Here is a 24,366-nt window from a genome sequence, read left to right as displayed (position 1 = left end):
TTCTATTTACTATAAAGCATAAAAAAAGCTGTTTAGAAGAATTTCTAAACAGCTTTTTTTATAAAATTAATTATCTACTCACTAACTTAGTAAAGTATAAGATTGTTTTGCAATCTCTAATTCTTCGTTAGTTGGAATTACTAAAATCTTTACTTTAGAATTTTCAGAGTGAATTTCTGCTAAGTTTTTTGGTCTAATTGCATTTTTTTCATCGTCAATTTCAATTCCAAAGAATTCCATATCTGTACAGATTCTTTTTCTTGTTAAAATAGAATTTTCACCAATACCAGCTGTAAACACAATAGCATCTACACCGTTTAAAGCTGCAACATACTTACCAATGTATTGTTTAACTCTGTAAGCACTCATTTCTAACGCTAATTTACAGTCTTCGTTACCTTTAGTTGCAAGAGTTTCAATATCTCTTAAATCGCTATAACCAGTTAAACCTGTTAAACCGCTATCTCTAAGAAGTATGTTACTTACTTCATCAACACCGTAACCTAAATTGTTAATTAAATGAAATATAATTGCTTGATCTACATCTCCACTTCTACTTCCCATAATTAAACCTTCATTTGGACCAAAACCTAAAGATGTATCGACACTTTTTCCATCTTTTACAGCCGTAATACTACAACCACCACCTAAATGAATGGTTATAATTTTAGAACTAGCTTTAAGACCTAAATGTTTAATCGCTTTTTCTGTAACATATTTATGACTTGTGCCGTGAAAACCATATCTACGTATTTTATTTACGTTTAAAAATTTATTTGGTATTGCATATTTATATGCTTTAACAGGCATTGTTTGGTGAAAAGCTGTATCAAAAACGGCTATTTGTGTAGCCTTTGGAAACATAGATTCTGCTACTATAATCCCCTCATAATTAGCTGGATTATGTAATGGTGCTAATGGAAAAAGTTCTTTTATCATTTCCTTTACCGTTTCATCAATTATAACAGTATCTGAAAATGCAGAACCTCCGTGTACAACTCTATGTCCAACTGCTGTTATTTCTGAAGTAGCTTTTATAACACCTACTTCATCATCTAGTAAAAATTTTACAATTTTTTCTAAACCTACTTCATGATTTGGAATTTCACAAATTTTATCAATAGTATGGTTTTCTGAATTGTAATGAATTTCTGGATTAGCCAATCCAATTCTTTCTACTAAACCTGAACAAACTACTTCTTCTTGAGGCATATTAAATAATTGATATTTAATGGAAGAACTACCTGAATTAATTATTAAAACTTTCATTATAAACCTTGTGCTTGTATTGCTGTTAATATTACCGTGTTAAAAATATCGTCAATTGTACATCCTCTACTCAAATCGTTTACTGGTTTATTTAAACCTTGTAACATTGGTCCAATTGCTAATGCACCAGTCTCTCTTTGTACAGCTTTATATGTATTGTTTCCAGTATTTAAATCTGGGAATATTAATACATTTGCTTGTCCTGCAACTTCAGAGTTTGGCATTTTACTTTTTCCTACTGATGGATCAACTGCGGCATCGTATTGTATTGGTCCTTCTACTTTTAAATCTGGACGTTTTGCTTTAACAATTTCTGTAGCTTCTCTTACAATATCAACATCTGCACCTTTTCCAGAAGCTCCAGAAGAGTATGAAAGCATTGCTATTTTTGGTTCAATACCAAAATTAATACTTGATTCTGCTGATGAAATTGCAATTTCTGCTAATTGTTCAGAATTTGGATTTGGGTTAATAGCACAATCTCCAAATACCGACACTCTATCTTCTAAACACATAAAGAATACCGATGAAACAACAGAAACACCTGGTTTTGTTTTTACAAACTGTAATGCTGGTAAAATGGTATGTCCTGTTGTATGTGCTGCACCAGAAACCATTCCATCTGCCAAACCTTTATGCACCATCATAGTTCCAAAATAAGAAACATCACCCATTAAATCTTCAGCCATTTTTAAAGTTAAACCTTTGTGTTTACGCAATTCAAACAAAGTATTTATAAAATCGTTAAAGTATTCAGATTCTATTGGATTAATAATATTTAATTTATCTATATCTACTACTAAACCTAATCTAACAATAGCACTCTCAATTGCTACTTTATCTCCTAATATGGTTAAATCTACAATATCTGTATCTAATAAACGTACAGCAGCTGCTATAATTCTATCGTCATTCCCTTCTGGTAATACAATGTGTTTACGCTGTGTTTTTGCACGTTTAACTAAGTTATATTGGAACATTCTTGGCGTAGTACCTCCATTAACAAATGTTGCCATTTTTTCAGCCAATTGATCAAACTCTACATATTTTTCGAAAGTATTTATAGACTGTATAATTTTTGGTGTATTACCTGCATACATATGCGAACGCACAGAACCTATTTTATTTGCAGTACCAAAAGTACCTTGGTTAACAGATAAAATTGGTATAATTTGAGACAAACCATCTATTAATTTAACAATTGGTTCTTCAGGTAAAATACCACCTGTTAATACAATTCCGGCAACAGAAGGATAATTAGATGATATATTTGCTTGAAGAGCTCCTAAAATTATATCTGCTCTATCACCTGGTGTAATAATTAAGTTATCCTTTTTTAAATGCGTTAAATAATTTCTTAACTGCATTGCTCCTACTGTAAAACTATCCGTTTGATTATTTATATGTTCTTCTCCAAATAATATTTTAGCATCAATCGCTTCGGCAATTTCTTTAACAGTTGGGTTTTTTAATGAAGAAATTAAAGGAATAACACCTACAAAAACATCTTTAGGTAAATTATCTTGTAAGCCTTTTTTAGCAATTTCAATATTTTTTTCTTCAACTTTATTTGCTATTACAGCAATAACTTCAACTTCTTTTTCTTTAAAAGAATCATATGCTAAATGCATACCTTGTGTAAAATCTTCTAAAGATTTATTTACACCGCTAGAAACAATAACCGCAGGTATCCCCAAATTTTTAGCAATCTCAATATTTGCATCTAATTCTATTGCACTACCTTCTCCAGAAAAATCAGAACCTTCTACAAGAACAAAATCATTTTTTTCTTCTAGCGCCTTGTATTTTTCTATTATTGTATCAACAATTTCACCTTCTTTACCTTTATTACGCTTACTAATAAATTCTTTACGCGTACAAGCAAAAGCTTCTGCTGGGTTAATGTCTAAATTAAAATGAGAAATTATCGTATTGATATGATTGTCATTTTCTCCTTTTTTTACATCATCAATAATTGGCCTAAAATATCCTACTTTAGCAGTTTTACCTAGTAACATACTCATGAGGCCTAGAGCAACAATTGATTTGCCGGTATTGGCCTCACTTGTTGCTATATAAATAGCTTTATTCATTATAAAAAATTTTCTTACAAAGATACTTTATAACAATTGGTTTACCAGTTTATTTTAAAAAAAATTTAGTGACATTTGTCACGTTATTTTAAAAAAAATATGGTAAAATGGAGGTTTTTAATGTATAACCAGGTTTAATGTTTTTAAAGTTTATAAAATAGAAGTTTTACTTATAAAAAATAAGACTATAAAAAAAGACTGTCTAGAAATTCTAAACAGTCTTTTTTAGTATTTAATTAAAAAATATTTAATATTACCAAGTAAATATAGGTCTGTGAGACATCATTTCGTTTACTTTTTCTGCAATATTTTCTAAAATTGCTTCGTCTGAATGGTTTTGAATTACTTCATCAATTAAATCAACAATAGTTTTCATATCCTCTTCTTTTAAGCCACGTGTTGTAACAGCTGCAGCACCAATTCTAATTCCTGAAGTTACAAAAGGTGATTTATCATCAAAAGGAACCATATTTTTATTTACTGTAATATCAGCTTTTGTCAATGCATTTTCTGCATCTTTACCACTAATATCTTTATTTCTTAAATCTATTAACATACAGTGATTGTCTGTACCTCCAGAAATAATCTCATATCCTTTAGCTACAAAATTAGCTGCCATTGCAGCTGCATTTTTTTTCACTTGAATTTGATAGTGTAAAAACTCGTCTGTTAAAGCTTCACCAAATGCAACTGCTTTTGCTGCTATAACGTGTTCTAATGGTCCACCTTGATTTCCTGGGAAAACCGAAGAATTAATTAAAGTAGACATCATTTTTAATTTTCCACTTTTTAATTTTTGACCAAATGGGTTTTCAAAATCTTTACCAATCATAATCATTCCACCTCTTGGTCCACGCAACGTTTTATGCGTAGTTGTAGTTACAATATGACAATGAGGAATTGGATCATTTAAAATTCCTTTAGCAATTAAACCTGCAGGATGTGAGATATCTGCCATTAAAATTGCACCAACTTCATCGGCAATTTCTCTAAATTTTTTAAAATTTATATCTCTAGAATAAGCAGAAGCACCAGCAATAATTAATTTTGGTTTATGTTCTTTTGCTTGTTTTTCTAAATGATTGTAATCTATTGTTCCGGTTGCTTTATCAACACCATAAAATACTGGATTGTATAATTTACCAGAAAAATTTACTGGAGAACCGTGCGTTAAATGTCCACCATGTGACAAATCGAATCCTAAAATAGTATCTCCTGGTTTTAAACAAGCTGCGTAAACTGCTGTATTTGCTTGAGAACCTGAGTGAGGTTGTACATTTACATATTCTGCACCGAATAATTCTTTTGCTCTATCTATTGCAATTTGTTCAATAACATCTACAACTTCACACCCTCCATAATAACGTTTATTAGGATATCCTTCAGCATATTTATTAGTTAAAATTGAACCTTGCGCCTCCATAACTTGTTCACTTACAAAGTTTTCTGAAGCAATTAATTCTAATCCGTTAGTTTGTCTTACTCTTTCGTCTTCTATTAAATCGAAAATAATTTGGTCACGTTGCATGCCTATACTTGTTTAAAAGTTAAAATAATCGCAAAAATAGTAATTTCATTTTTCTTTTAAGTAGAAACATATATATTTGATAAGAAAATTTAATTAAACTACACATAAAATATATAAATATGGAAATAATTGCCAACAATCAAAACAGAAAAACTTGGTTACCAGTTGTTGATGGATGTGATTTTCCAATTCAAAATATCCCTTTTGGGGTTTTTATTACAAAAGATGATATTATAACAATTGGTACTAGAATAGGTGAATATGCTATTGATTTAGGCGCATTTCATCAACTAGGATATTTTAACGGAATCCCTTTAACCGACGATATTTTTATGCAAGATTCTTTAAACGATTTTATTGCTGACGGACGAAAAACTTGGCGTTTGGTTAGAAATAGAATTGCTGAAGTTTTTGATGCTGAAAATTCAAGTTTACGTGATAATAAAAAACATAGAGATGTAATAATCTTTGACGTTAACGAAGTTGAAATGTTAATGCCAATTGATGTTGGTGATTATACAGATTTTTATTCTAGTAAAGAACATGCTACAAATGTTGGAAAAATATTTAAAAGAAAAGACGAAGCTTTAATACCAAATTGGCTTCATATACCTGTTGGTTATCACGGGCGTTCTTCATCAGTTGTAGTTTCTGGAACTAATATAAGAAGACCTTACGGGCAAACATTATTAGACAATGCTTCAACTCCTGTATTTGGACCTTCTAAAAAATTAGATATGGAACTTGAAATTGCGTTTATTACAACTTCTGCCAACGATTTAGGTAAACCTATTAATATAAATGAAGCCGAAGAAAATATTTTTGGAATGGTACTACTAAACGATTGGAGTGCGCGCGATATTCAAAAGTGGGAAAACGCTCCTTTAGGACCATTTTTATCTAAAAACTTTGCTTCAACAATTTCACCTTGGATTGTTACTTTAGATGCTCTAGAACCATTTAGATGCGAAAGTCCAAAACAAAAAATTGAACCTTTACCATATTTACAAGCAAAAAACACTAACAATAGTTTTGATATAAAGTTAGAAGTAACTTTAGAAACCGAAAACGGAGATTTAAATACCTTAAGCAATTCTAACTTTAAATATTTATACTGGACAATGGCGCAACAATTAGCGCATCATACTATAAATGGTTGTAATGTTAGAGCGGGAGATTTAATGGGTAGCGGAACCATCTCTGGACCTACAGAAGACAGTTTTGGTTCTTTATTAGAACTTACTTGGAATGGAGAAAAACCCATTACTTTAAAAGACGGAACTACACGTACCTTTTTAAACGATGGCGATAATTTAATTTTACGCGGTTATTGTGAAAATAAAAATTGTAGAATTGGCTTTGGAAAATGTACAGGTAAAATTTTACCTCCAATAAAACATTAAATACAATACCTAAAATATTTAATTAATAAAACCTCTAAAGTATAGAGGTTTTTTAATTTTTAGTTTTAATCAACTACATTTCTATTAATATATCATATCAAAACATTTCTATACCTTTTGAAATAATATCATAATGCGATGCATGGTTCACCACTACTCCATCTTTTAAAAAAATAGCTTGAGGCGATTGATGGTATACATTAAACTTTTGTGCAATTTCGTTTGAAATAGTTCTATATTTTAATAAATCTAAATAATAAAAAGCAACAGTTTCTATAGTAGAATCTGTTAATTTTTCAAATTTCGATAACACCCCTGTACTTATTCCGCAACGTGTACTATGCTTAAAAACAACTACCAACTTATCTTTAGATAGCTCAACAATATCTTGCAACTGATTTGTTTCTGTAAGCGGAATCCAATTAAAATTAGTTTCATTATTTGATTCAAAAATATTACCGAAAATTCCCATATTCATTTTATTTTTTTAGTACCTTTAATAAGGTATTTAGTTACTCTTAAAGTAGACAAACTGTCGCTAAACCCTTTAAAATAAGACAAAATGACTTATTTAGAGCCTTAACTTCAATTGGAATATTTTTTGAAACAACAAATATAAATACAAAAAATATAAAACGTTATGAACTTTAATAAATTTACTATAAAATCGCAAGAAGCTATCCAAAGAGCTCAGCTAATTGCACAAAATTTAAGTCATCAACAAATTGAAAATTCACATATTTTAAAAGGTATTTTTGAAGTTGATGAAAATGTAACTCCTTTTATATTTAAAAAATTAGGAGTAAATATAGACTTACTAAAAAGTTTAGTAGATAAAACCATAGAAAGCTATTCTAAAGTAACAGGTGGTGGCGACACTACCTTATCTAGAAATGCTTCAAAAATGTTGAATACTGCTACCAATGAAGCGAACGATTTAAAAGATGAATTTGTTTCAATTGAGCATTTATTATTGGCAATTTTAAATACAAAAGATACAACATCTCAAATATTAAAAGATCAAGGTATAACAGATAAAGGAATGCATGCTGCAATTGCAGAATTACGTAAAGGAAGTAAAGTTACATCGCAAAGTGCAGAAGAAACCTATAATTCTTTAAATAAATATGCTAAAAATTTGAATCAGTTAGCAAAAGATGGAAAATTGGATCCGGTAATTGGTAGAGATGAAGAAATTCGTAGAATTCTTCAAATTTTATCACGTAGAACAAAAAACAATCCTATGCTGGTTGGTGAACCCGGAACTGGTAAAACCGCCATTGCAGAAGGTTTAGCGCATAGAATAATTAAAGGCGATATTCCAGAAAATTTAAAAGGAAAACAAATTTATTCTTTAGATATGGGAGCGCTTATTGCAGGTGCAAAATACAAAGGTGAATTTGAAGAACGCTTAAAATCTGTTATAAAAGAAGTAACATCTGCTGAAGGTGAAATTGTGCTGTTTATTGATGAAATTCACACTTTAGTTGGTGCTGGTGGTGGACAGGGCGCTATGGATGCCGCAAATATTTTAAAACCTGCATTGGCTCGTGGAGAACTAAGAGCAATTGGAGCAACTACTTTAGATGAATATCAAAAATATTTTGAAAAAGATAAAGCTTTAGAGCGTAGATTTCAAAAGGTAATTGTAGATGAACCAGATACTGAAAGTGCTATTTCTATTTTACGTGGAATTAAAGAAAAATACGAAAATCACCATAAAGTACAAATAAAAGATGAGGCTATAATTGCTGCAGTAGAACTATCACAACGCTATATTTCAAATAGATTTTTACCAGATAAAGCCATTGATTTAATGGATGAAGCTGCTGCAAAATTACGTATGGAAATAAATTCGAAACCTGAAGAATTAGATGTTTTGGATCGTAAAATTATGCAATTAGAAATTGAAATTGAAGCTATTAAACGTGAAAAAGATGAAAAAAAATTAGCTTCACTTAAAAAAGAAATTGCCAATTTAAAAGAAAAAAGAAACGAAATAAATGCTAAATGGGTAGGCGAAAAAGAATTGGTAGATAGCGTACAAAGCAATAAAGAAGCTATTGAAAACTTTAAATTAGAAGCTGAACGCGCCGAACGTGAGGGTGATTACGGTAAAGTAGCTGAAATTAGGTATGGAAAAATAAAAGATGCTCAAGAAAAACTTGAAAAACTTCAAAAAGAAATAGCTAAAAATCAAGATTCAGCATTAATTAATGAAGAAGTAACTAGAGATGATATTGCAGAAGTTGTAGCTAAATGGACAGGAATTCCTGTTACAAAAATGCTACAAAGCGATCGTGAAAAATTATTGCATTTAGAAGAAGAACTACATAAAAGAGTGGTTGGACAAGAAGAAGCCATAGCGGCGGTTTCAGATGCAGTTAGACGCTCTAGAGCTGGCTTACAAGACACTAAAAAACCATTGGGTTCCTTCCTTTTTTTAGGTACAACTGGTGTTGGTAAAACAGAACTTGCAAAAGCATTGGCTATCTATTTATTTGATGATGAAAACTCGTTAACTCGTATTGATATGAGTGAATATCAAGAACGCCATGCAGTTAGCAGATTGGTTGGTGCACCTCCAGGATATGTTGGTTATGATGAAGGTGGACAATTAACAGAAGCTGTTAGACGTAAACCATATTCTGTAATTTTATTAGATGAAATTGAAAAAGCGCATCCAGATACTTTCAATATTTTATTGCAAGTATTAGATGAAGGAAGATTAACAGATAATAAAGGTAGAGTTGCAGATTTTAAAAATACCATTATTATTATGACCTCAAATATGGGTGCTCATATTATTCAAGAAAAGTTTGAAAAAATGGATATGAAAAATAGAGATCTTGTAACTGAAGTAACTAAAATTGAAGTTATTAGTTTACTAAGACAAACTATTAGACCTGAATTTTTAAACAGAATTGATGAAACTATTATGTTTACACCGTTAAATCTAGAAGAAATTCATCAAATAGTAAAACTGCAATTAAATGGTTTAATAAAAATGTTAAAAGCACAAGATATTCATATTGAATATACCGAAGATTTGGTTGATGCACTTGCAAATAAAGGATTCGATCCACAATTTGGTGCAAGACCTGTAAAAAGGGTGATTCAAAAGGATATTTTAAATGAATTATCAAAAGAAATCTTATCTGGAAAAGTAACTGCAGATAGTCATATTTTACTAGATGCTTTTGATGATAAAATAGTGTTTAGAAATAAATAGTTTGAAAACTAATTAATTACACAAACCTACGAGAATATAATAAAACTCGTAGGTTTCTTTTTTCATTTTTATGTACCTTCGTTATAGAATAATTTCACTTATGAAGAATATAATACTACTACTTATTACGGGCCTTTTCTTAAATAATTTTGAAGCTCAAGCTCAAGAAACAGCAACAACAACTTATTATTTAATTAGACATGCTGAGAAAAATCGTTTAGTAAAATCGGATAAAAATCCGAACCTTAAAGAAAAAGGAGTTGACAGAGCCCTAAATTGGAGTAAAACTTTTAAAAACATAGAATTTGATTACATTTTTTCTACAAATTATAAAAGAACAATTCAAACAGCTTTACCAACAGCAAAAAGTAAAGGTTTAGAAATTCAATTTTACAATCCTAGTGATTTATACAATGAAGAATTTAAAACCTTAACTAAAGGAAAAACAGTTTTAATTGTTGGACACAGCAATACAACTCCAGAATTTGTAAATAAAATAATAGGTGAAGAAAAATATCCAGAAATGGAAGATCGCAATAATGCCAACCTTTATATTGTAACAATTTCAGAAAATAATAAAAGTACTGTTTTACTGAATATTGAAATATAACAACAGGCATTTCAACAGACAATAATTATATGTTTTAGATTCAATTTATAGTATATTTGCAGTCTTATGCAGAAGAAAATTAACATAAAAAATAAAAAAGCTCGTTTTGAATACGAGATTTTAGATAAATACATTGCCGGAATTCAATTAACTGGTACTGAAATAAAATCTATTCGCGAAAGTAAAGCCCGCATAACAGAAAGTTTTTGCGAGTTTAATGAAAAAGGTGAACTCTTTGCTATTAATATGTTTATTGAAGAATATTTATACGGCCATGCCTATAATCATAGCCCAAAAAGCGAACGTAAACTATTATTAAATAAACAAGAGCTTAGAAAACTGCAAAAAGAAGTTCAAAATGTAGGTTTAACAATAATCCCTCTGCGTTTATTTTTAACTGAAAAAGGTTGGGCAAAACTTGAAATTGCACTGTGCAAAGGAAAGAAAAACTACGACAAACGCGAAGTAATAAAAGATCGTGATAATAAAAGAGATTTAGCTAGAATAAAGAAGAATTTTAATTAAATTAATGAAGAATGCAGTTTACTTTAAATTAATACGTTGGAAAAATTTACTGCTAATAATTTATATTTTTCTATTAACTAAGTTTCTACTGTTCCCTTCATTTTTAATTGAAGGTACACTATCTACATTTTCTTTTATTATATTATTAACTTCAATTGTACTAATTACAGCTGCTGGTTACAGTATTAAAGCAATAGAATCAATAATTTCAGATAAAATAAATACTCCTAAAAAACTTATAGTTTCTAAAATTATCTCCAAAGAAAAAGCACTTCAGTGGTATAAAACAACAAACGCACTTGGTATTACCTTTGGTATTATTTTTTGTTTAAAAATTGAAAAACCTACACTTTCATTTATATTTATTGGGATTCCTCTACTGCACTATTTTTACGCAAAAAAATTTAAATACAAACCTTTAATTGGAAACTTAATTGCAGCTTTTTTAATAGCATTCAATAGTATTATTTTAGCTATTTTCGAACTCGATTTTTCAATAAACAACGAAAATCAAAAAATAATTTTAAATACAATTGTACTACTAAGTATTTTTACATTTTGTATTCATTTAATTAGAGAACTAATTAAAGATATTGAAACTACAAATGGAGATTATGCTTTAAAAATGAAAACTCTACCAATTATATTAGGTATCAAAAGAACAAAAAACAGTGTGCTTCTATTCAGTAATTTCCCCATTTGCATAGTACTTATTATACTACTTAATTATAGCGAGATTTATAAATTCACTATGCTTTATGTACTAATTGTTGTTTTTTTACCTTTATTATTTTCTATTCTAAAGTTATTTTCTGTAGAAAAGAAAAACGACTTTAAAAAAATAAACACACTCTTAAAAGCAACTGTATTTTTAGCTTTCACTAGCTTAATAATCTTTTCAATAACTCATTAAAATGTTACAAAACAAATTAAACTATAAAAATATTATACTGGCTTCTGGTTCACCTAGACGCCATGAATTACTAAAAGAACTCGGCATACATTTTACAATAAAAGTTAAAGAAGTTGAAGAAACCTACAACACTAATTTAAAAGGGGCAGAAATAACAAATTATTTATGCAAATTAAAAGCAGCTTCTTTTGAAAATGAAATTTTAGAAAATGATATTATTATTACTGCCGATACAATAGTTTGGCACAATAATAAAGCATTAGAAAAGCCTAAAAATGCTTCAGAAGCTATTAAAATGTTACAAGACTTATCGGGTAAAAAACACACAGTTTATTCTTCGTTTTGTATTAAAACAAAAAATAATGAAATTGTTATTTCTGATGAAACTAATGTTTATTTTAAAAAATTGTCTTTAAATGAAATTGAATATTATGTTAAAAAATACAAACCGTTTGATAAAGCCGGCGCATATGGAATTCAAGAATGGATAGGTTTAATAGGCATTTCTAAGATAGAAGGCAGTTATTTTAATGTAATGGGATTACCTGTTCATAAATTATATGAAGAATTAATGAAAATATAAGTCAATACCATAAATAATCATTATTTTTGAGCGATTTTTAATAAATATAATGAAACCAATATGCTATAACTTATACAAATAGCAAATAGCATGCCTACACTTAGATTAGTCGAAGTGTTACCTTTAAAACGAATAAAATATACAAATGAAAAAATACACTTACACCGAAAAAAAAGATACTAGATCAGGTTTTGGAGCTGGATTAGCTGAATTAGGAGATAAAAATGAAAATGTAGTTGCGCTTTGTGCCGATTTAATAGGTTCATTAAAAATGGAAAAATTTATTGAAAATCATCCTGAAAGATTTTTCCAAATCGGAATTGCAGAAGCAAATATGATTGGTATTGCTGCTGGTTTAACAATTGGTGGTAAAATTCCTTTTACAGGTACTTTTGCTAACTTTTCTACTGGTAGAGTTTACGATCAAATTCGCCAATCTGTTGCGTATTCTGGGAAAAATGTAAAAATATGTGCTTCTCACGCTGGTTTAACTTTAGGTGAAGACGGAGCTACGCACCAAGTTTTAGAAGACATTGGATTAATGAAAATGTTACCTGGAATGACTGTAATTAATACTTGCGATTATAACCAAACAAAAGCAGCAACTATTGCTATTGCAGATTATGACGGTCCTGTTTATTTACGTTTTGGTCGTCCAGTTGTACCAGTTTTTATGCCAAAAAATGAAGAATTTGTTGTAGGAAAAGCAATTCAATTAACAGAAGGAACAGATGTTACCATTGTAGCAACTGGTCATTTAGTTTGGGAAGCTTTACAAGCATCTGAGCAATTAGAGGCAAAAGGAATTAGAGCTGAAGTTATTAATATTCATACAATTAAACCTTTAGATGACGAAGCTATTTTAAAATCTGTAGCAAAAACTGGTTGTATTGTAACTGCTGAAGAACACAATATTATTGGAGGTTTAGGCGAAAGTGTCTCTAGATTATTAGTTCAAAATAACTTAGTACCACAAGAATTTGTTGCCGTTAACGATAGTTTTGGTGAATCTGGAACTCCTGCACAATTAATGGAAAAGTATAAATTAAATGATATTGCAATTGTTAATGCCGTTGAAAAAGTTATAAAAAGAAAATAATAACATCTTTTATTCGTTTTAATTGTTATAATAACCCAAAAACCATAAACATGAAAAAAAGATCAATCGTATTTTCAATTTTATTTTTCACTTCAATAATGCTAATGAATGCCCAAAATGATTTTGGTATTAAAGGAGGATTAAGTTACAATACTAATGGAGATCTTGAAGAGTTCTCTTCAGAAGTTACAGATATCTATAAAAATGATGGAAAAGGAAAAGCTGGATTCAATGTCGGGTTTTATGGTAAATTAGATTTAGGATCTATTTATATTCGTCCAGAATTAGTATATACAAAAACAACAAGTGAGTACGAATTAAATACTGGTTTTACTGAAGATTATAATATCTCAAAAATAGATGTACCTGTTTTAGTTGGTTTCAAACTTATTGGACCGTTAAATATTTTTGCTGGCCCTGCTTTTCAATATATTTTAGACAATGATTTGGAAGGTGTAAGTATTAGCGATGTTGAAAATGAATATTCTGTTGGCGTTAATATTGGTGCTTCTTTAGAAATAGGAAGATTTGGCTTAGATGTAAGATACGAAAGAGGTTTAAGTGAAAATGAAGCAGAGTGGACTGATGCTGGTGAAACGTTTAAATTAGATTCTAGACCTGAACAATTAATTTTAAGTGTATCGTATAGTTTGTCTAAAAAGAATAATTAAAACTATTTTTTTAAAAATATAAAACTTCGAGTTTAATTGCTCGAAGTTTTTTTATGCTTATTTTTTAATTTATACCAAAAAAATAAACCTTACGGCTTCCCGCAAGGTCTAAAATCAATTAAAAACTATTTTTAAATTTTGTATACTATTTGGTTGATTTATCTTTTAGCAATTCTCCTTCAATTCTACTTTAACTTATTTTAGTTCTTAATCTTTATATTATTAACTCCTCAAATTTAATACCTAAAAAACAAACAGCCTTACGGAAATCCGTAAGGCTGTTTGTTTTATTTAAGATTTTTATTAAATCAGCCCTAAATCTTTAGTTATAGAAACCAAGTGTGCTGGATTATTTGCATTAAAATGTTCTTTCAAAAATTTTAATCTTTTCTCAATACTACTTACACTTGTAGGCGTCCATTCTTTTTCTTTTAATTTAACACTTATCTCTTCTTGCAAATATCCTTTTGAAATACATTCTATTAAAAATAAATCGTAGTCAGATATTTCAACAGTATTATTTTTATATAATGCGCTAGAAACATGTGGTGAAATATAAGATTTATTAGAACTAAAAATTAATTGAATTGCTTTTTTAAGCTCTCGTAAGCCTTCTCTACTTTTCCAAACATACGCATTAACACCGTATTCATTAAACAATGTTTGTACTCTAAAGGGTTTATCTTCTACAGAAAAAACGGCAATTTTTAAAGTTGGAAATTCATTTCTAACTACTTTTATAAGCTCATCTCCTGATGTTATTTTTTGCTCTACTGAATCATTATCAAAAGACAAATCACTAATTAATAAATCAAAAGGATTATTGTTTAATTTTGCACTTTTTAATTTTAATAATGCTTCATCACAATACTGAACATATTGAATTTCTTGAATATCTAATTTTAATAATTCAGACTTTATTCCACTATTAATAAAGTCCATGTCCTCAACTATTAGAACCTTTTTAAACATGTTATTTATCTTTTAAAACTTATAAAAACTTTAAACCCTTTATTTAAGGATGTTTCAAAATTAATAATACCATTTATAGATTTAATACGGGTTTCCACATTTTTAAGACCATTTTTTAAATTTAAGTCTACTTTATCAACTCCTTTTCCATTATCTGAATAATTAATAGCATAGTTTTTATCATCATTTTTAAATGAAATTGCAACTAAAGTAGCTTCACTATGTTTTTGCATATTTACCATTAACTCCTGTAAAACTCTATAAATTTCTATTTGTTTATCGTTTGATACTAATTCTAATGCTGCCTCATTAATTTTTTTTATAATAACAGTAGTTCTATTATTATTAAAACTAGAAAGCATGGATTTTAAAGAATTTACAAACTTATCTCCTGTTTCAATAATATTGTTTTGATGTGAAATATTTCGAGTTAACATATATACATTTTCCAAATCATCTAAAAGTACTTCTTTAGATGCTGAAGTATATTGAACTTTATTCATAATATTTACAACATTATTTGCTACTTCATCATGAATTTTTTTTGCAATTCGAGTTTCCGTATTATAAACTTCTATTCTTTTTTCTTGTTTGTGTTTTTGTTTACGATAATATAAAAAACCTAATAAACCAAGAACAACTGCACCACTTGAAACAACTCCAATTATATTTCTGGTTTTCTCTTTTTCTAATTGTAATTTACTCGCTTCTTGCGCAATTTTTAATTGTAAGTTCTCTTTTTGATTTTTATCACTTTCATATTTAACTTTTGCAAATTGATTTTTGGCTAATAGCTTTGTCTTTTGCAAACTATCGTTTAAATGCACATAAGTACTATAATACTCCTTTGCTTTTTCTGAATCTTCTAATTCTATAAATTTTTGTAGTGCATCTAATTGGTCTGGGATACTTTTTTGACGAATTGCCACATCATACAATTTAGAAGCATAAGACAATGAAATCTTAGGACTTAATTTTTTATAATATGCTGAAAGGTGAGCATAGCTTGCTATTAATCCCCATAAATCATTTTCTTGCAATCGCATTTCTAAAGCTTTTTCTAGTGCAGGTAATACATTTTCTTCCTTTTTCGCCAACCATTTGGTATATGCTAAATTGTCAATAACCCTAGCTTTTGTTCTAAAAAGAGTTATAGTATCTTTTAGTAAACTATCTAAAATTTTTATGGAAGAATTATAATCTCCTATTTCTCTGTAGGTAACAGCTAAGTTATTTGCTATAAGTATTTTTTGTTGTTTTGAAGTGGTTAAATCGATCGCTTTTTTATAAAAAATTAATGCATCCTCTAGTGCCCCTTGTGATTTTGAAGAAATTGCCCAATTATTATAAACACTTGCTGAGGTATTTGGGCTTTTGTCGCCATAATAATTCAAAGCTAAAGAGCCTGAATAATCACTTGCACTATAATCTCCATAAGTACGCTCAATAATGGCCATTTCTAAAAAGTTATTACCTATTGTAATACTATCTATGTATCTTAAATACTCATTTTTAATTAAATTATAATAGTAATATGCACTATCTTTTTGTTGATTTCTGTTAAAGTAATATGCAATTCTAGTATAATTTAACCCAATGGATGTTGAATCCTTTTCCTCTATTGATTTATGCAATAACTCTTTTGAAATATGAACAGCACTGTCATATTGCCTAACATTTATAAACAAATAAATTTTATAAGCTAGAATATCTTTTTTGTATGAGCTATCTTTTGTTTCAGATACCCATTTCAAAGATTTATTTGCTGCATTTAATCGAGTTTTTAAGTCTAGAGTATCATTTTTCATCTTTTTCATGAAAATACCTATAGAATCCACAGCAATATTATTTGAAGATTTTAATTCTTCTTTTGAAGTACAAGATACCAATAGGGAAAAACTAAAAATAACAAAAAAGAGACATGTAGATATTAAACTTTTCATTCCCCTAAAATACTATAAAACTATATAAATTAGTAGCTATTTATTTTATTTTTTACGGTTTTATTACAGCTAACAATAGCATTATGTTTCTTAGGCTATCAATTCTATAATTTCAAGGATTTAATGATTAAAATAAATATTAATTTTAAAACATAGAAACATACTACTATAGTTCTATAGCTAAGAGTTTTTATGTATATTTTTCAATCAAAAACAATTAAATTCTATTATTTACTTCAATTTTAGTTAAAATCGTATTATTTTTGTTAAAATAGTTTCATTCACTTTGTAAATTCAAATATATTTGTAAATTATCCACAGTAAAAATTTAACCCCTATTATTTTACAAATTATAGCAAATACAAAACATAAGAAATTAAAAATATACCCATGAAAAATACAATTAAAATTTTAGGATTAGTCGCCATTATTATGGTAAGTTCTTTATTAATTTTTGCAACAGAAAACACATCTAAAATAGCTACAGAATCTTCAAATAATGAAGAATCCATAAACAACAACTCTAATACCAGTGAAAGCTATAAAATTAGAGCGCTAAAAATACCTTCTAACTTAGAATTTGCAGGAGAACATGTACCTATTGAAAAAGGAGATATTAGAGAACGCATAGATCGTGAATTATTAGTAAATACCTATTGGCAATCTAACGGTCTGCTTTTGTTTAAAAGAGCAAATAAATATTTTCCTATTATAGAACCTATACTTGCAAAAAATGGAATTCCTGATGATTTTAAATACTTAGCAGTAATTGAAAGTGGTTTACAAGATGTAACTTCTCCGGCCGGAGCAAAAGGTTTTTGGCAAATTATGAGTTCTACAGCTAAAGAAAAAGGACTTGAAGTAAACTCTAATGTAGATGAGCGCTACCACCTAGAAAAAGCAACACAAGTTGCTTGTGACTATTTAAATGCTTCTAAAAAAAGATTTGGCAGTTGGACATTAGCTGCTGCTGCATACAATGCTGGAAATGCAGGAATCGCTAGAAGACTTAAAGCTCAAAAAGTTGATGATTATTACGATTTACTTCTAGTTTCTGAAACAAGTAGATATTTACCTAGAATAGTTGCTGTAAAAGAAATACTATCTAACCCAAATAAATATGGTTTTATTTTTGACGAAGAAGATTTATATGCTTTAGAAGAAACTAAAATTATTAAAGTTGATACTGCCATTACCAATATTGCTGAATTTTCTAAAAATTTAGGTATTAATTACAAAATTTTAAAATATCATAATTCTTGGTTACGCGAAAACAAATTAAATAATAAATCTCGCAAATTATACGAAATTAAAATTCCTGTTAATAATTAAAACAACATCTGTTTATTGACTCTTTTTAATAAAGTGATTCTAATAAACAACAATAGTTATATTTTATATAATTACAAATAAACCTTGTAAACTTATAGGTTTCATAAAATATACCTATATTTCACTTTTTAATAATTTAAAACCAATAAATGGATTTCACCAACCCATTAGTGTATGGAGTACCTTGCTTTTTAGCACTAATTTTACTTGAACTAACTTATAGCAAAACCCACGATAAGAAAGATTTATACAAATGGAAAGATTTAGGAGCTAGCCTTTTTATGGGTGTTGGTTCTGCAGTAATTTCACCACTAATTAAAACTATTTCTGCAATTGTAATTTTTAATATTGTTTTTGAAATATTTAATCCTGAAATTAATGGTGTAAGAACCAATATAATGGGCTGGGAATCTTTTGGATATGCTTGGTATATTTGGATTGCTTGTCAATTATTAGACGACTTTTCATATTATTGGTTTCATAGACAAAATCACATGGTACGTTTTTTATGGGCTGCTCATATTGTGCATCATTCATCAGATAATTTTAACTTAGGAACAGCTGTACGTAACGGATGGTTCACCATTTTATACAAACCTTTTTTTTATATGTGGATTCCTGCGTTAGGTTTTAGACCAGAAATGGTTGTGGTTTGTCTAGGTATTGAAGCGCTTTGGCAATTTCAATTACATTCTGTTTACATTCCAAAAATGGGATTTCTAGAAAAGATTTTCAATACACATACAATGCACCAAGTACACCATGCTAGAAATTTAGAGTATATGGATAAAAATCACGGTGGTTTTTTAAATATTTTTGATAAAATTTTTGGAACTTGGAAAGAGTTCGATGAAAACATTAAAGTTGAATATGGTGTAACGCACGCTCCTGACTCATACAATCCGTGGGTGATTTTAACACACGAATACAAAGATATTTGGAACGACACTAAAAAATCTAAAAACTGGTATCATAAATTTATGTACACTTTTGGACCTCCTGGCTGGAGCCACGATAATAGCACACAAACCGTAAAACAAATGCAAAAAAAAATGCAATTAGAACTTAAAAAGAATAACGTTTAATTGAGATTTTACTTGTATTTATAATTTTAAAAAAAGTAACTTTGCCAAATGGGATTATCTAATAACGACATATTCAAAAAATTACGTGTAGCTCATAAATTGCGCGATACTGATATTATAAAAATTTGTGAACTAGTTGACTTTAAAGTTAGCAAAAGTGAACTAGGTGCCATTTTTAGAAGTGAAGACCACCCCAAATATATGGAATGTGGCGATCAATTTTTACGCAACTTTTTAAACGGATTGATTATTCATTTACGAGGACCAATGCCTCCAAAACAAGCTAAAAACCACGCTGATAAAAAACATTAAAAAATAAATTATTCTGAATTAATTACTGAATAAAATTAAAGTGTTAATGCAGAATTTTATAACAAGTTCAATTTAGGTCAATTGGTAATTTATTTTTGTTCTCAACAAAAACTCTTTTTTACCAAATTAAATTCTTCCATAATTTCTTTTACAATTGCTGCTGCTGGTTTTATTTCGTGAATTAAACCTGCGATCTGACCAATTTCTAATTCTCCATTTTCTAAATCACCTTCAAACATTCCTTTTTTAGCTCTTGCCCTACCCAACTTATCTTTTAGTTGCTCTACAGTCGGTTTTTGTTGATACAATTCTTGAAGTTCATTATAAAACTTATTTTTGATCATTCTAGTAGGAGCCAATTCTTTTAAGGTTAATTGAGTGCCACCATCTTGGGTTTTTACAACTTCATTTTTAAAATTAATATGCGCTGAAGACTCATTACTTGCTGCAAAACGACTTCCTATTTGAACACCATCTGCTCCTAAAATCATAGCCGCCAACATACCTCTACCTGAAGCGATTCCTCCTGCAGCAATTACTGGAATTGATAATTTTTCTTTTACCATAGGAATTAAAGTAAATGTTGTTGTTTCTTCCCTTCCATTATGTCCACCAGCTTCAAAACCTTCAACAACAACAGCATCAACACCTGCTTGTTCAGATTTTAATGCAAATTTTACACTACTCACAACATGTACAACTGTAATTCCATTTTCTTTTAAAAAAGGTGTCCACGTTTTTGGATTTCCTGCTGAAGTAAAAACCACCTTAACACCTTCTTCTACAATTATTTTCATAATTTCTTCAATATTAGGATATAGCATAGGCACATTTATTCCAAATGGCTTTGTGGTAGCTTTTTTACACTTTTGAATATGTTCTCTTAAAACATCTGGATACATAGAACCTGCACCAATTAACCCCAAACCTCCTGCATTACTTACTGCAGAAGCTAATTTCCAACCACTATTCCAAACCATTCCTGCTTGAATAATTGGATATTTTATTTTGAATAATTCTGTAATTATATTTTTCATTTAGTCTTTAATAATTTTAAATATTTTGACTTCATTATTATAGTTAACTTGTAAAAAATAAATTCCTTTAGGCAAATGTGAAATAACCATCGTTGGATTCGATTTTACTATATTACTTTCTAAAATAGTACTTCCAAAAACAGTATAAATAGAACTATTTAATTCATTTAAATCTTCAGGAAAATTAAAATTAACAATATTTGTAACAGGATTTGGATAAATACTTAACAAATTTATAGCTTCTATTTCTTTTGAAAAAACTCCTTCACAAGTTTTACTTGATCTTACTTCAATTAAATCGCCTTGTTTAATTTCTAATTCAAAATTAGTGTCCAATGTTTCCATTGTTTCTTTTCCGTTTAAATAAACAGTAAATGGAGCTGTTCCTTTATCTATTTCTACAATGGCAGTTTTTGAAGCAACCACCACTTTTCCTGAAATAGTTGCACTTTCTTCAATAGTTATATTATAACACTGTTTATAATTTTGTTCTTCAAGAGTAATACAAGCCTCGTATAAACCAACTGGCAAATTAGTTAATTCTATAGTATTTTCATCTGTAAATGAATAATTTGCACCATTAACAGTTACTAAATAATTATAAGAAGTTTCTGAAATAATTTTTAGCTGTCCGTTAGCTGCTCCCGGACAAGTTTCGCTAATAGCTTCTATTTTAAAATTATCAGCCGGTAAAACTAGACAACCTTGACTATTAACCTCTGCTCCTTCTGGTGTGTTTGGACATATATCTAAATCGTTCATAACTCCATCACCATCAAAATCGTAACTACTTTCAAATATTGTAGAAAAATTTGGAATTCCATAACCTTCTTGCTTAGTAGCGTTAGGGTATAAATGTGCAGACTCTTTTATTAATTGCGTAATTTCTGCATTTGTTTTCTCTGGAAAAGCTTGCCACAAACACGCAACAACTCCCGCTAAAACTGGTGATGAATAAGAGGTTCCATTACCTGTAACTACATTTCCAGAAGTATTAATTATTGAGGTAGCTTGCCCTTGCGCACAAACATCTGGTTTAATTCTATCATCTGAAGTTGGCCCAAAAGAACTAAAAGAAGCAATAGTTCCTGAAGCATTAACGGCACCAACTGTTAAAATAGAAGGTGCATCTGCAGGCGCATTTATATAAGGCCAAGATGTATCATTTCCTTCATTACCAGCAGAAGTTACCAATAAGATTCCACGAGAAAAAGCTATTTCAGCACCTCTAGTAATAAATGTAGTTTTACCATCCATAGCACTATAATCATAATTATGGTCTGGATTGTCAAAAAAAACAGAATACCCTAAAGAAGTATTAATAATATCAACACCTAAACTATCAGCTTTTTCAGCAGCTTCAACCCATAAACTTTCTTCTAATCGAACCTCAACAGAAGAATTTTCGGTTCTAAATAAATAATAACTTGCATCTGGAGCAGTTCCTACAAAATTGGTAATTGCCCCACCTACTCCATTTTCTAAATAACCAGCCATTGTAGATAAAACTGAAGTTCCGTGCGAATTACCTCCGTAAAAATATGATGTTCTATCTACAAAATCATAACCCCCTAAAATTTGTCCGTTATCTCTAATTCTTTTAAATGCAAGTAAGGTATCAACCTTTGGAAAACCTGCATCTATAACTGCTATATGCATTCCCAATCCAGTAAAATTATTTTTATGCAATGTTTCTCCTCCTAACATTACTAATTGATTTTCAGCAGTACCATAAGCGAAATCTGTAGTTGTTTCTAACTGTTTATTTTTAACTTTTGAAACGCGTTTTGAAATATTATTTGACTTTGAACTGTTTAAGCTTTTATTAGCAAATTCAATAAAATCTATAAAAACAAAACCTTCTAATTCTAAATTTAATAAGGCATCTATATTTAATTTTTCACCTTGTATATGAATAGCATTTAACCATTTAGATTTTGCCAATACCGTTATTCCAAAAGTATTAGCAATTGTAGTTATATACGTTGATTCAATTGGAACATCTTTAATATCTAATACTATATTATAACGCGTTCGTCTATCTAAAGCACGTTGGCTTAACATATTTAGTGGATTTTCAAAATATGAAGTTTTACTCGGTTTATCTTTAAAATAAACCCACGCATCTTCAATTTGCGCAGATAAATTTGATATTGAGAAAAAGAAAATAAATATGAATAGTCTATTTTTCACTTAATTTTTTTTAAATATAGACTCTAAAAGTACAAATTAATAACTTACAATTAAGCTATTACACCAGAACCTTGCAATTCATCATTTTTATACCAAGCCACAAACTGACCTTCAGTAATTGCCGATTGCATATTTTCAAACGCTACATATAAACCTTTTGCTACTTTATATAACGTTGCTTTTTCTAATTTTTGACGGTATCTAATTCTTGCCAATACCTGAGCAGATGCTCCATTTTCTAATGCTAGATCTTTTCTAACCCAATGCAACTCTTCATTAGAAACAAATAAAACATTTCGGTATAAGCCTTTATGACTTTTTCCTTCACCTGCATAAATAACATTTTCAACTACATCTGTATCTATAACAAATAAAGGTTCTTTAGTACCACCAACTGCCAATCCTTTACGTTGTCCTTTTGTAAAATAATGAGCACCTTGATGTTTACCTACAATTTTACCATCTGAAACTTTGTATTCATATTTTTTTGAGAAAAATGCCAATTCTTCTTCTTTTGAATTAAAATTAGGAATTTCTCTATTATAAATAGTTGAATCTTCTGGTATTTGAACAATAACACCTTCTTTTGGTTCTAATTTTTGCTGTAAAAATTCTGGTAATCGCACTTTTCCAATAAAACATAAACCTTGAGAATCTTTTTTATCTGCAGTTATTAAATCTTGTTCAGCTGCAATTTTTCTAACTTCTGGCTTTGTTAATTCACCTATCGGAAACATTGCTTTAGCAAGTTGTTCTTGTGATAATTGACATAAAAAATAAGACTGATCTTTGTTTGTATCTTTACCAGATAATAATTTATAAACTTTTTCTCCTAAAATTTTCTCTGTTCCTTTTCTACAATAATGACCAGTAGCTACATAATCAGCTCCTAAATCCATTGCAATTTTCATAAAAACATCAAATTTTATTTCTCGGTTACACAGTACATCTGGATTTGGCGTACGTCCCATTTCGTATTCTTTAAACATATAATCTACAATACGTTCTTTATATTGTTCGCTTAAATCTACAACTTGAAATGGAATTCCTAATTTATCAGCTACAAGCATAGCATCATTACTATCTTCTAACCAAGGGCATTCATTTGATATGGTTACCGAGTCATCGTGCCAGTTTTTCATAAACAAACCAATAACTTCATAGCCTTGTTCCTTTAACAAATATGCTGCTACACTACTATCTACACCACCAGAAAGACCAACTATTACACGTTTCATTTTAAAAAATTTAGAATGCAAAGATACTGATAACTTTTAGTAACAAAAAGTTAATTTTAATGAGTAATTTTCATAAAAAAAAAGCCTATCAAAAAATTGATAGGCTTTACAATAAATAATCGATAATAATTATATTAAATAACTTTTACGTTTACTGCGTTCATTCCTTTTCTACCTTCTTGTAAATCGAATTCTACCTCATCACCTTCACGAATCTCATCGATTAAACCAGAAATGTGTACAAAATGTTCATTGTTTGAGTCTTCTTCTTTGATGAATCCAAAACCTTTAGTTTCATTGAAGAATTTTACTGTGCCTTTACTCATTA

21 protein-coding genes are annotated in these 24,366 nt (G+C 29.2%); 11 read left to right on the top strand and 10 right to left on the bottom strand.

The window, feature by feature from the left end; genetic code table 11:
- Positions 1 to 81: 81 nt before the first annotated feature.
- From MKD41_RS03055 to glyA, 3 genes are all read right to left on the bottom strand, one after another.
- Positions 82 to 1,269: an acetate/propionate family kinase gene (locus MKD41_RS03055; protein WP_240243977.1), complete on the bottom strand. Its 1,188-nt coding sequence runs from the start codon at positions 1,267 to 1,269 to the stop codon at positions 82 to 84.
- On the bottom strand, positions 1,269 to 3,362 hold the full coding sequence (gene pta, locus MKD41_RS03050; RefSeq protein WP_240243976.1) for a phosphate acetyltransferase: 2,094 nt from the start codon (positions 3,360 to 3,362) through the stop codon (positions 1,269 to 1,271). Before pta ends, MKD41_RS03055 begins: the two co-directional genes overlap by 1 nt.
- A 253-nt stretch (positions 3,363 to 3,615) precedes the next feature.
- Complete coding sequence (gene glyA, locus MKD41_RS03045) at positions 3,616 to 4,890, bottom strand: serine hydroxymethyltransferase (RefSeq protein WP_240243975.1); 1,275 nt, start codon at positions 4,888 to 4,890, stop codon at positions 3,616 to 3,618.
- Between the two features lie 119 nt (positions 4,891 to 5,009).
- Here glyA and fahA point away from each other — a divergent pair, with 119 nt between their 5' ends.
- Entirely contained in the window at positions 5,010 to 6,293 is a 1,284-nt protein-coding gene (gene fahA, locus MKD41_RS03040) for a fumarylacetoacetase (RefSeq protein ID WP_240243974.1), read from the top strand.
- A gap of 97 nt (positions 6,294 to 6,390) precedes the next feature.
- Here fahA and ytxJ read toward each other — a convergent pair whose 3' ends face one another.
- Positions 6,391 to 6,771, bottom strand: coding sequence for a bacillithiol system redox-active protein YtxJ (ytxJ, locus tag MKD41_RS03035; protein ID WP_371824280.1), 381 nt, complete (start codon positions 6,769 to 6,771; stop codon positions 6,391 to 6,393).
- A gap of 162 nt (positions 6,772 to 6,933) precedes the next feature.
- On the opposite strand from ytxJ, the gene clpB reads away from it, so the two are divergent.
- From clpB to MKD41_RS03000, 7 genes are all read left to right on the top strand, one after another.
- The gene (gene clpB / locus MKD41_RS03030; RefSeq protein ID WP_240243973.1) at positions 6,934 to 9,525 is read left to right on the top strand and encodes an ATP-dependent chaperone ClpB; all 2,592 of its coding nucleotides are present in this window, start codon (positions 6,934 to 6,936) and stop codon (positions 9,523 to 9,525) included.
- A 100-nt stretch (positions 9,526 to 9,625) separates the two neighbouring features.
- Positions 9,626 to 10,135 carry a SixA phosphatase family protein gene (locus MKD41_RS03025; protein ID WP_240243972.1) on the top strand — a complete coding sequence of 170 codons (510 nt, stop codon included), beginning with the start codon at positions 9,626 to 9,628 and terminating at the stop codon, positions 10,133 to 10,135.
- A 66-nt stretch (positions 10,136 to 10,201) separates the two neighbouring features.
- On the top strand, positions 10,202 to 10,660 hold the full coding sequence (gene smpB, locus MKD41_RS03020; RefSeq protein WP_240243971.1) for an SsrA-binding protein SmpB: 459 nt from the start codon (positions 10,202 to 10,204) through the stop codon (positions 10,658 to 10,660).
- A 4-nt stretch (positions 10,661 to 10,664) separates the two neighbouring features.
- Positions 10,665 to 11,573, top strand: a complete 909-nt coding sequence (locus tag MKD41_RS03015) for a UbiA family prenyltransferase (RefSeq protein ID WP_240243970.1) — start codon at positions 10,665 to 10,667, stop codon at positions 11,571 to 11,573.
- A 1-nt stretch (position 11,574) separates the two neighbouring features.
- Positions 11,575 to 12,156 carry a Maf family nucleotide pyrophosphatase gene (locus tag MKD41_RS03010; protein WP_240243969.1) on the top strand — a complete coding sequence of 194 codons (582 nt, stop codon included), beginning with the start codon at positions 11,575 to 11,577 and terminating at the stop codon, positions 12,154 to 12,156.
- Positions 12,157 to 12,301: 145 nt separating this feature from the next.
- Positions 12,302 to 13,255: a transketolase family protein gene (locus MKD41_RS03005; protein ID WP_240243968.1), complete on the top strand. Its 954-nt coding sequence runs from the start codon at positions 12,302 to 12,304 to the stop codon at positions 13,253 to 13,255.
- Between the two features lie 50 nt (positions 13,256 to 13,305).
- Positions 13,306 to 13,926: a porin family protein gene (locus MKD41_RS03000; RefSeq protein WP_240243967.1), complete on the top strand. Its 621-nt coding sequence runs from the start codon at positions 13,306 to 13,308 to the stop codon at positions 13,924 to 13,926.
- Between the two features lie 303 nt (positions 13,927 to 14,229).
- On the opposite strand, the gene MKD41_RS02995 is transcribed toward MKD41_RS03000, so the two are convergent.
- Both MKD41_RS02995 and MKD41_RS02990 read right to left on the bottom strand, forming a co-directional pair.
- Positions 14,230 to 14,868 (bottom strand): response regulator, encoded by a 639-nt coding sequence (locus MKD41_RS02995; protein ID WP_240243966.1) that lies wholly within the window; start codon positions 14,866 to 14,868, stop codon positions 14,230 to 14,232.
- Positions 14,869 to 14,903: 35 nt separating this feature from the next.
- Positions 14,904 to 16,841 carry an ATP-binding protein gene (locus tag MKD41_RS02990; protein ID WP_240243965.1) on the bottom strand — a complete coding sequence of 646 codons (1,938 nt, stop codon included), beginning with the start codon at positions 16,839 to 16,841 and terminating at the stop codon, positions 14,904 to 14,906.
- 390 nt (positions 16,842 to 17,231) lie between these two features.
- On the opposite strand from MKD41_RS02990, the gene MKD41_RS02985 reads away from it, so the two are divergent.
- The 3 genes from MKD41_RS02985 (at position 17,232) to MKD41_RS02975 (ending at position 19,570) form a co-directional block, all read left to right on the top strand.
- Positions 17,232 to 18,173, top strand: a complete 942-nt coding sequence (locus tag MKD41_RS02985) for a lytic transglycosylase domain-containing protein (protein WP_240243964.1) — start codon at positions 17,232 to 17,234, stop codon at positions 18,171 to 18,173.
- A 149-nt stretch (positions 18,174 to 18,322) separates the two neighbouring features.
- On the top strand, positions 18,323 to 19,258 hold the full coding sequence (locus tag MKD41_RS02980) for a sterol desaturase family protein (RefSeq protein ID WP_240243963.1): 936 nt from the start codon (positions 18,323 to 18,325) through the stop codon (positions 19,256 to 19,258).
- A gap of 48 nt (positions 19,259 to 19,306) precedes the next feature.
- Positions 19,307 to 19,570, top strand: coding sequence for a DUF1456 family protein (locus MKD41_RS02975; protein WP_240243962.1), 264 nt, complete (start codon positions 19,307 to 19,309; stop codon positions 19,568 to 19,570).
- A 101-nt stretch (positions 19,571 to 19,671) separates the two neighbouring features.
- Here the strand turns inward: MKD41_RS02975 and MKD41_RS02970 are convergent, their stop codons facing one another.
- From MKD41_RS02970 to MKD41_RS02955, 4 genes are all read right to left on the bottom strand, one after another.
- Positions 19,672 to 20,607, bottom strand: a complete 936-nt coding sequence (locus MKD41_RS02970; RefSeq protein WP_240243961.1) for an NAD(P)H-dependent flavin oxidoreductase — start codon at positions 20,605 to 20,607, stop codon at positions 19,672 to 19,674.
- Positions 20,608 to 22,800 carry a S8 family serine peptidase gene (locus MKD41_RS02965; protein ID WP_240243960.1) on the bottom strand — a complete coding sequence of 731 codons (2,193 nt, stop codon included), beginning with the start codon at positions 22,798 to 22,800 and terminating at the stop codon, positions 20,608 to 20,610.
- Positions 22,801 to 22,850: 50 nt separating this feature from the next.
- Positions 22,851 to 24,038, bottom strand: a complete 1,188-nt coding sequence (gene mnmA / locus MKD41_RS02960) for a tRNA 2-thiouridine(34) synthase MnmA (RefSeq protein ID WP_240243959.1) — start codon at positions 24,036 to 24,038, stop codon at positions 22,851 to 22,853.
- 134 nt (positions 24,039 to 24,172) lie between these two features.
- Entirely contained in the window at positions 24,173 to 24,364 is a 192-nt protein-coding gene (locus MKD41_RS02955; RefSeq protein ID WP_240243958.1) for a cold-shock protein, read from the bottom strand.
- Between the last annotated feature and the right edge of the window lie 2 nt (positions 24,365 to 24,366).

It is taken from the genome of Lutibacter sp. A64 (genome assembly GCF_022429565.1).
Classification (GTDB): domain Bacteria; phylum Bacteroidota; class Bacteroidia; order Flavobacteriales; family Flavobacteriaceae; genus Lutibacter.
Note: the sequence above shows the minus strand (reverse complement) of the source record. Positions and strands in the feature narration are given on the sequence as shown.

Coding starts and splice junctions, on each gene's coding strand:
- MKD41_RS02980 (WP_240243963.1), top strand. CDS start 18,323: ATGGATTTCACCAACCCATTAGTGTATGGAGTACCTTGCTTTTTAGCA.
- mnmA (WP_240243959.1), bottom strand. CDS start 24,038: ATGAAACGTGTAATAGTTGGTCTTTCTGGTGGTGTAGATAGTAGTGTA.
- fahA (WP_240243974.1), top strand. CDS start 5,010: ATGGAAATAATTGCCAACAATCAAAACAGAAAAACTTGGTTACCAGTT.
- MKD41_RS02970 (WP_240243961.1), bottom strand. CDS start 20,607: ATGAAAAATATAATTACAGAATTATTCAAAATAAAATATCCAATTATT.
- MKD41_RS02955 (WP_240243958.1), bottom strand. CDS start 24,364: ATGAGTAAAGGCACAGTAAAATTCTTCAATGAAACTAAAGGTTTTGGA.
- clpB (WP_240243973.1), top strand. CDS start 6,934: ATGAACTTTAATAAATTTACTATAAAATCGCAAGAAGCTATCCAAAGA.
- pta (WP_240243976.1), bottom strand. CDS start 3,362: ATGAATAAAGCTATTTATATAGCAACAAGTGAGGCCAATACCGGCAAA.
- MKD41_RS03055 (WP_240243977.1), bottom strand. CDS start 1,269: ATGAAAGTTTTAATAATTAATTCAGGTAGTTCTTCCATTAAATATCAA.
- MKD41_RS03010 (WP_240243969.1), top strand. CDS start 11,575: ATGTTACAAAACAAATTAAACTATAAAAATATTATACTGGCTTCTGGT.
- MKD41_RS02975 (WP_240243962.1), top strand. CDS start 19,307: ATGGGATTATCTAATAACGACATATTCAAAAAATTACGTGTAGCTCAT.
- MKD41_RS03025 (WP_240243972.1), top strand. CDS start 9,626: ATGAAGAATATAATACTACTACTTATTACGGGCCTTTTCTTAAATAAT.
- MKD41_RS03015 (WP_240243970.1), top strand. CDS start 10,665: ATGAAGAATGCAGTTTACTTTAAATTAATACGTTGGAAAAATTTACTG.
- MKD41_RS02995 (WP_240243966.1), bottom strand. CDS start 14,868: ATGGACTTTATTAATAGTGGAATAAAGTCTGAATTATTAAAATTAGAT.
- ytxJ (WP_371824280.1), bottom strand. CDS start 6,771: ATGAATATGGGAATTTTCGGTAATATTTTTGAATCAAATAATGAAACT.
- MKD41_RS03000 (WP_240243967.1), top strand. CDS start 13,306: ATGAAAAAAAGATCAATCGTATTTTCAATTTTATTTTTCACTTCAATA.
- MKD41_RS02990 (WP_240243965.1), bottom strand. CDS start 16,841: ATGAAAAGTTTAATATCTACATGTCTCTTTTTTGTTATTTTTAGTTTT.
- glyA (WP_240243975.1), bottom strand. CDS start 4,890: ATGCAACGTGACCAAATTATTTTCGATTTAATAGAAGACGAAAGAGTA.
- smpB (WP_240243971.1), top strand. CDS start 10,202: ATGCAGAAGAAAATTAACATAAAAAATAAAAAAGCTCGTTTTGAATAC.
- MKD41_RS03005 (WP_240243968.1), top strand. CDS start 12,302: ATGAAAAAATACACTTACACCGAAAAAAAAGATACTAGATCAGGTTTT.
- MKD41_RS02985 (WP_240243964.1), top strand. CDS start 17,232: ATGAAAAATACAATTAAAATTTTAGGATTAGTCGCCATTATTATGGTA.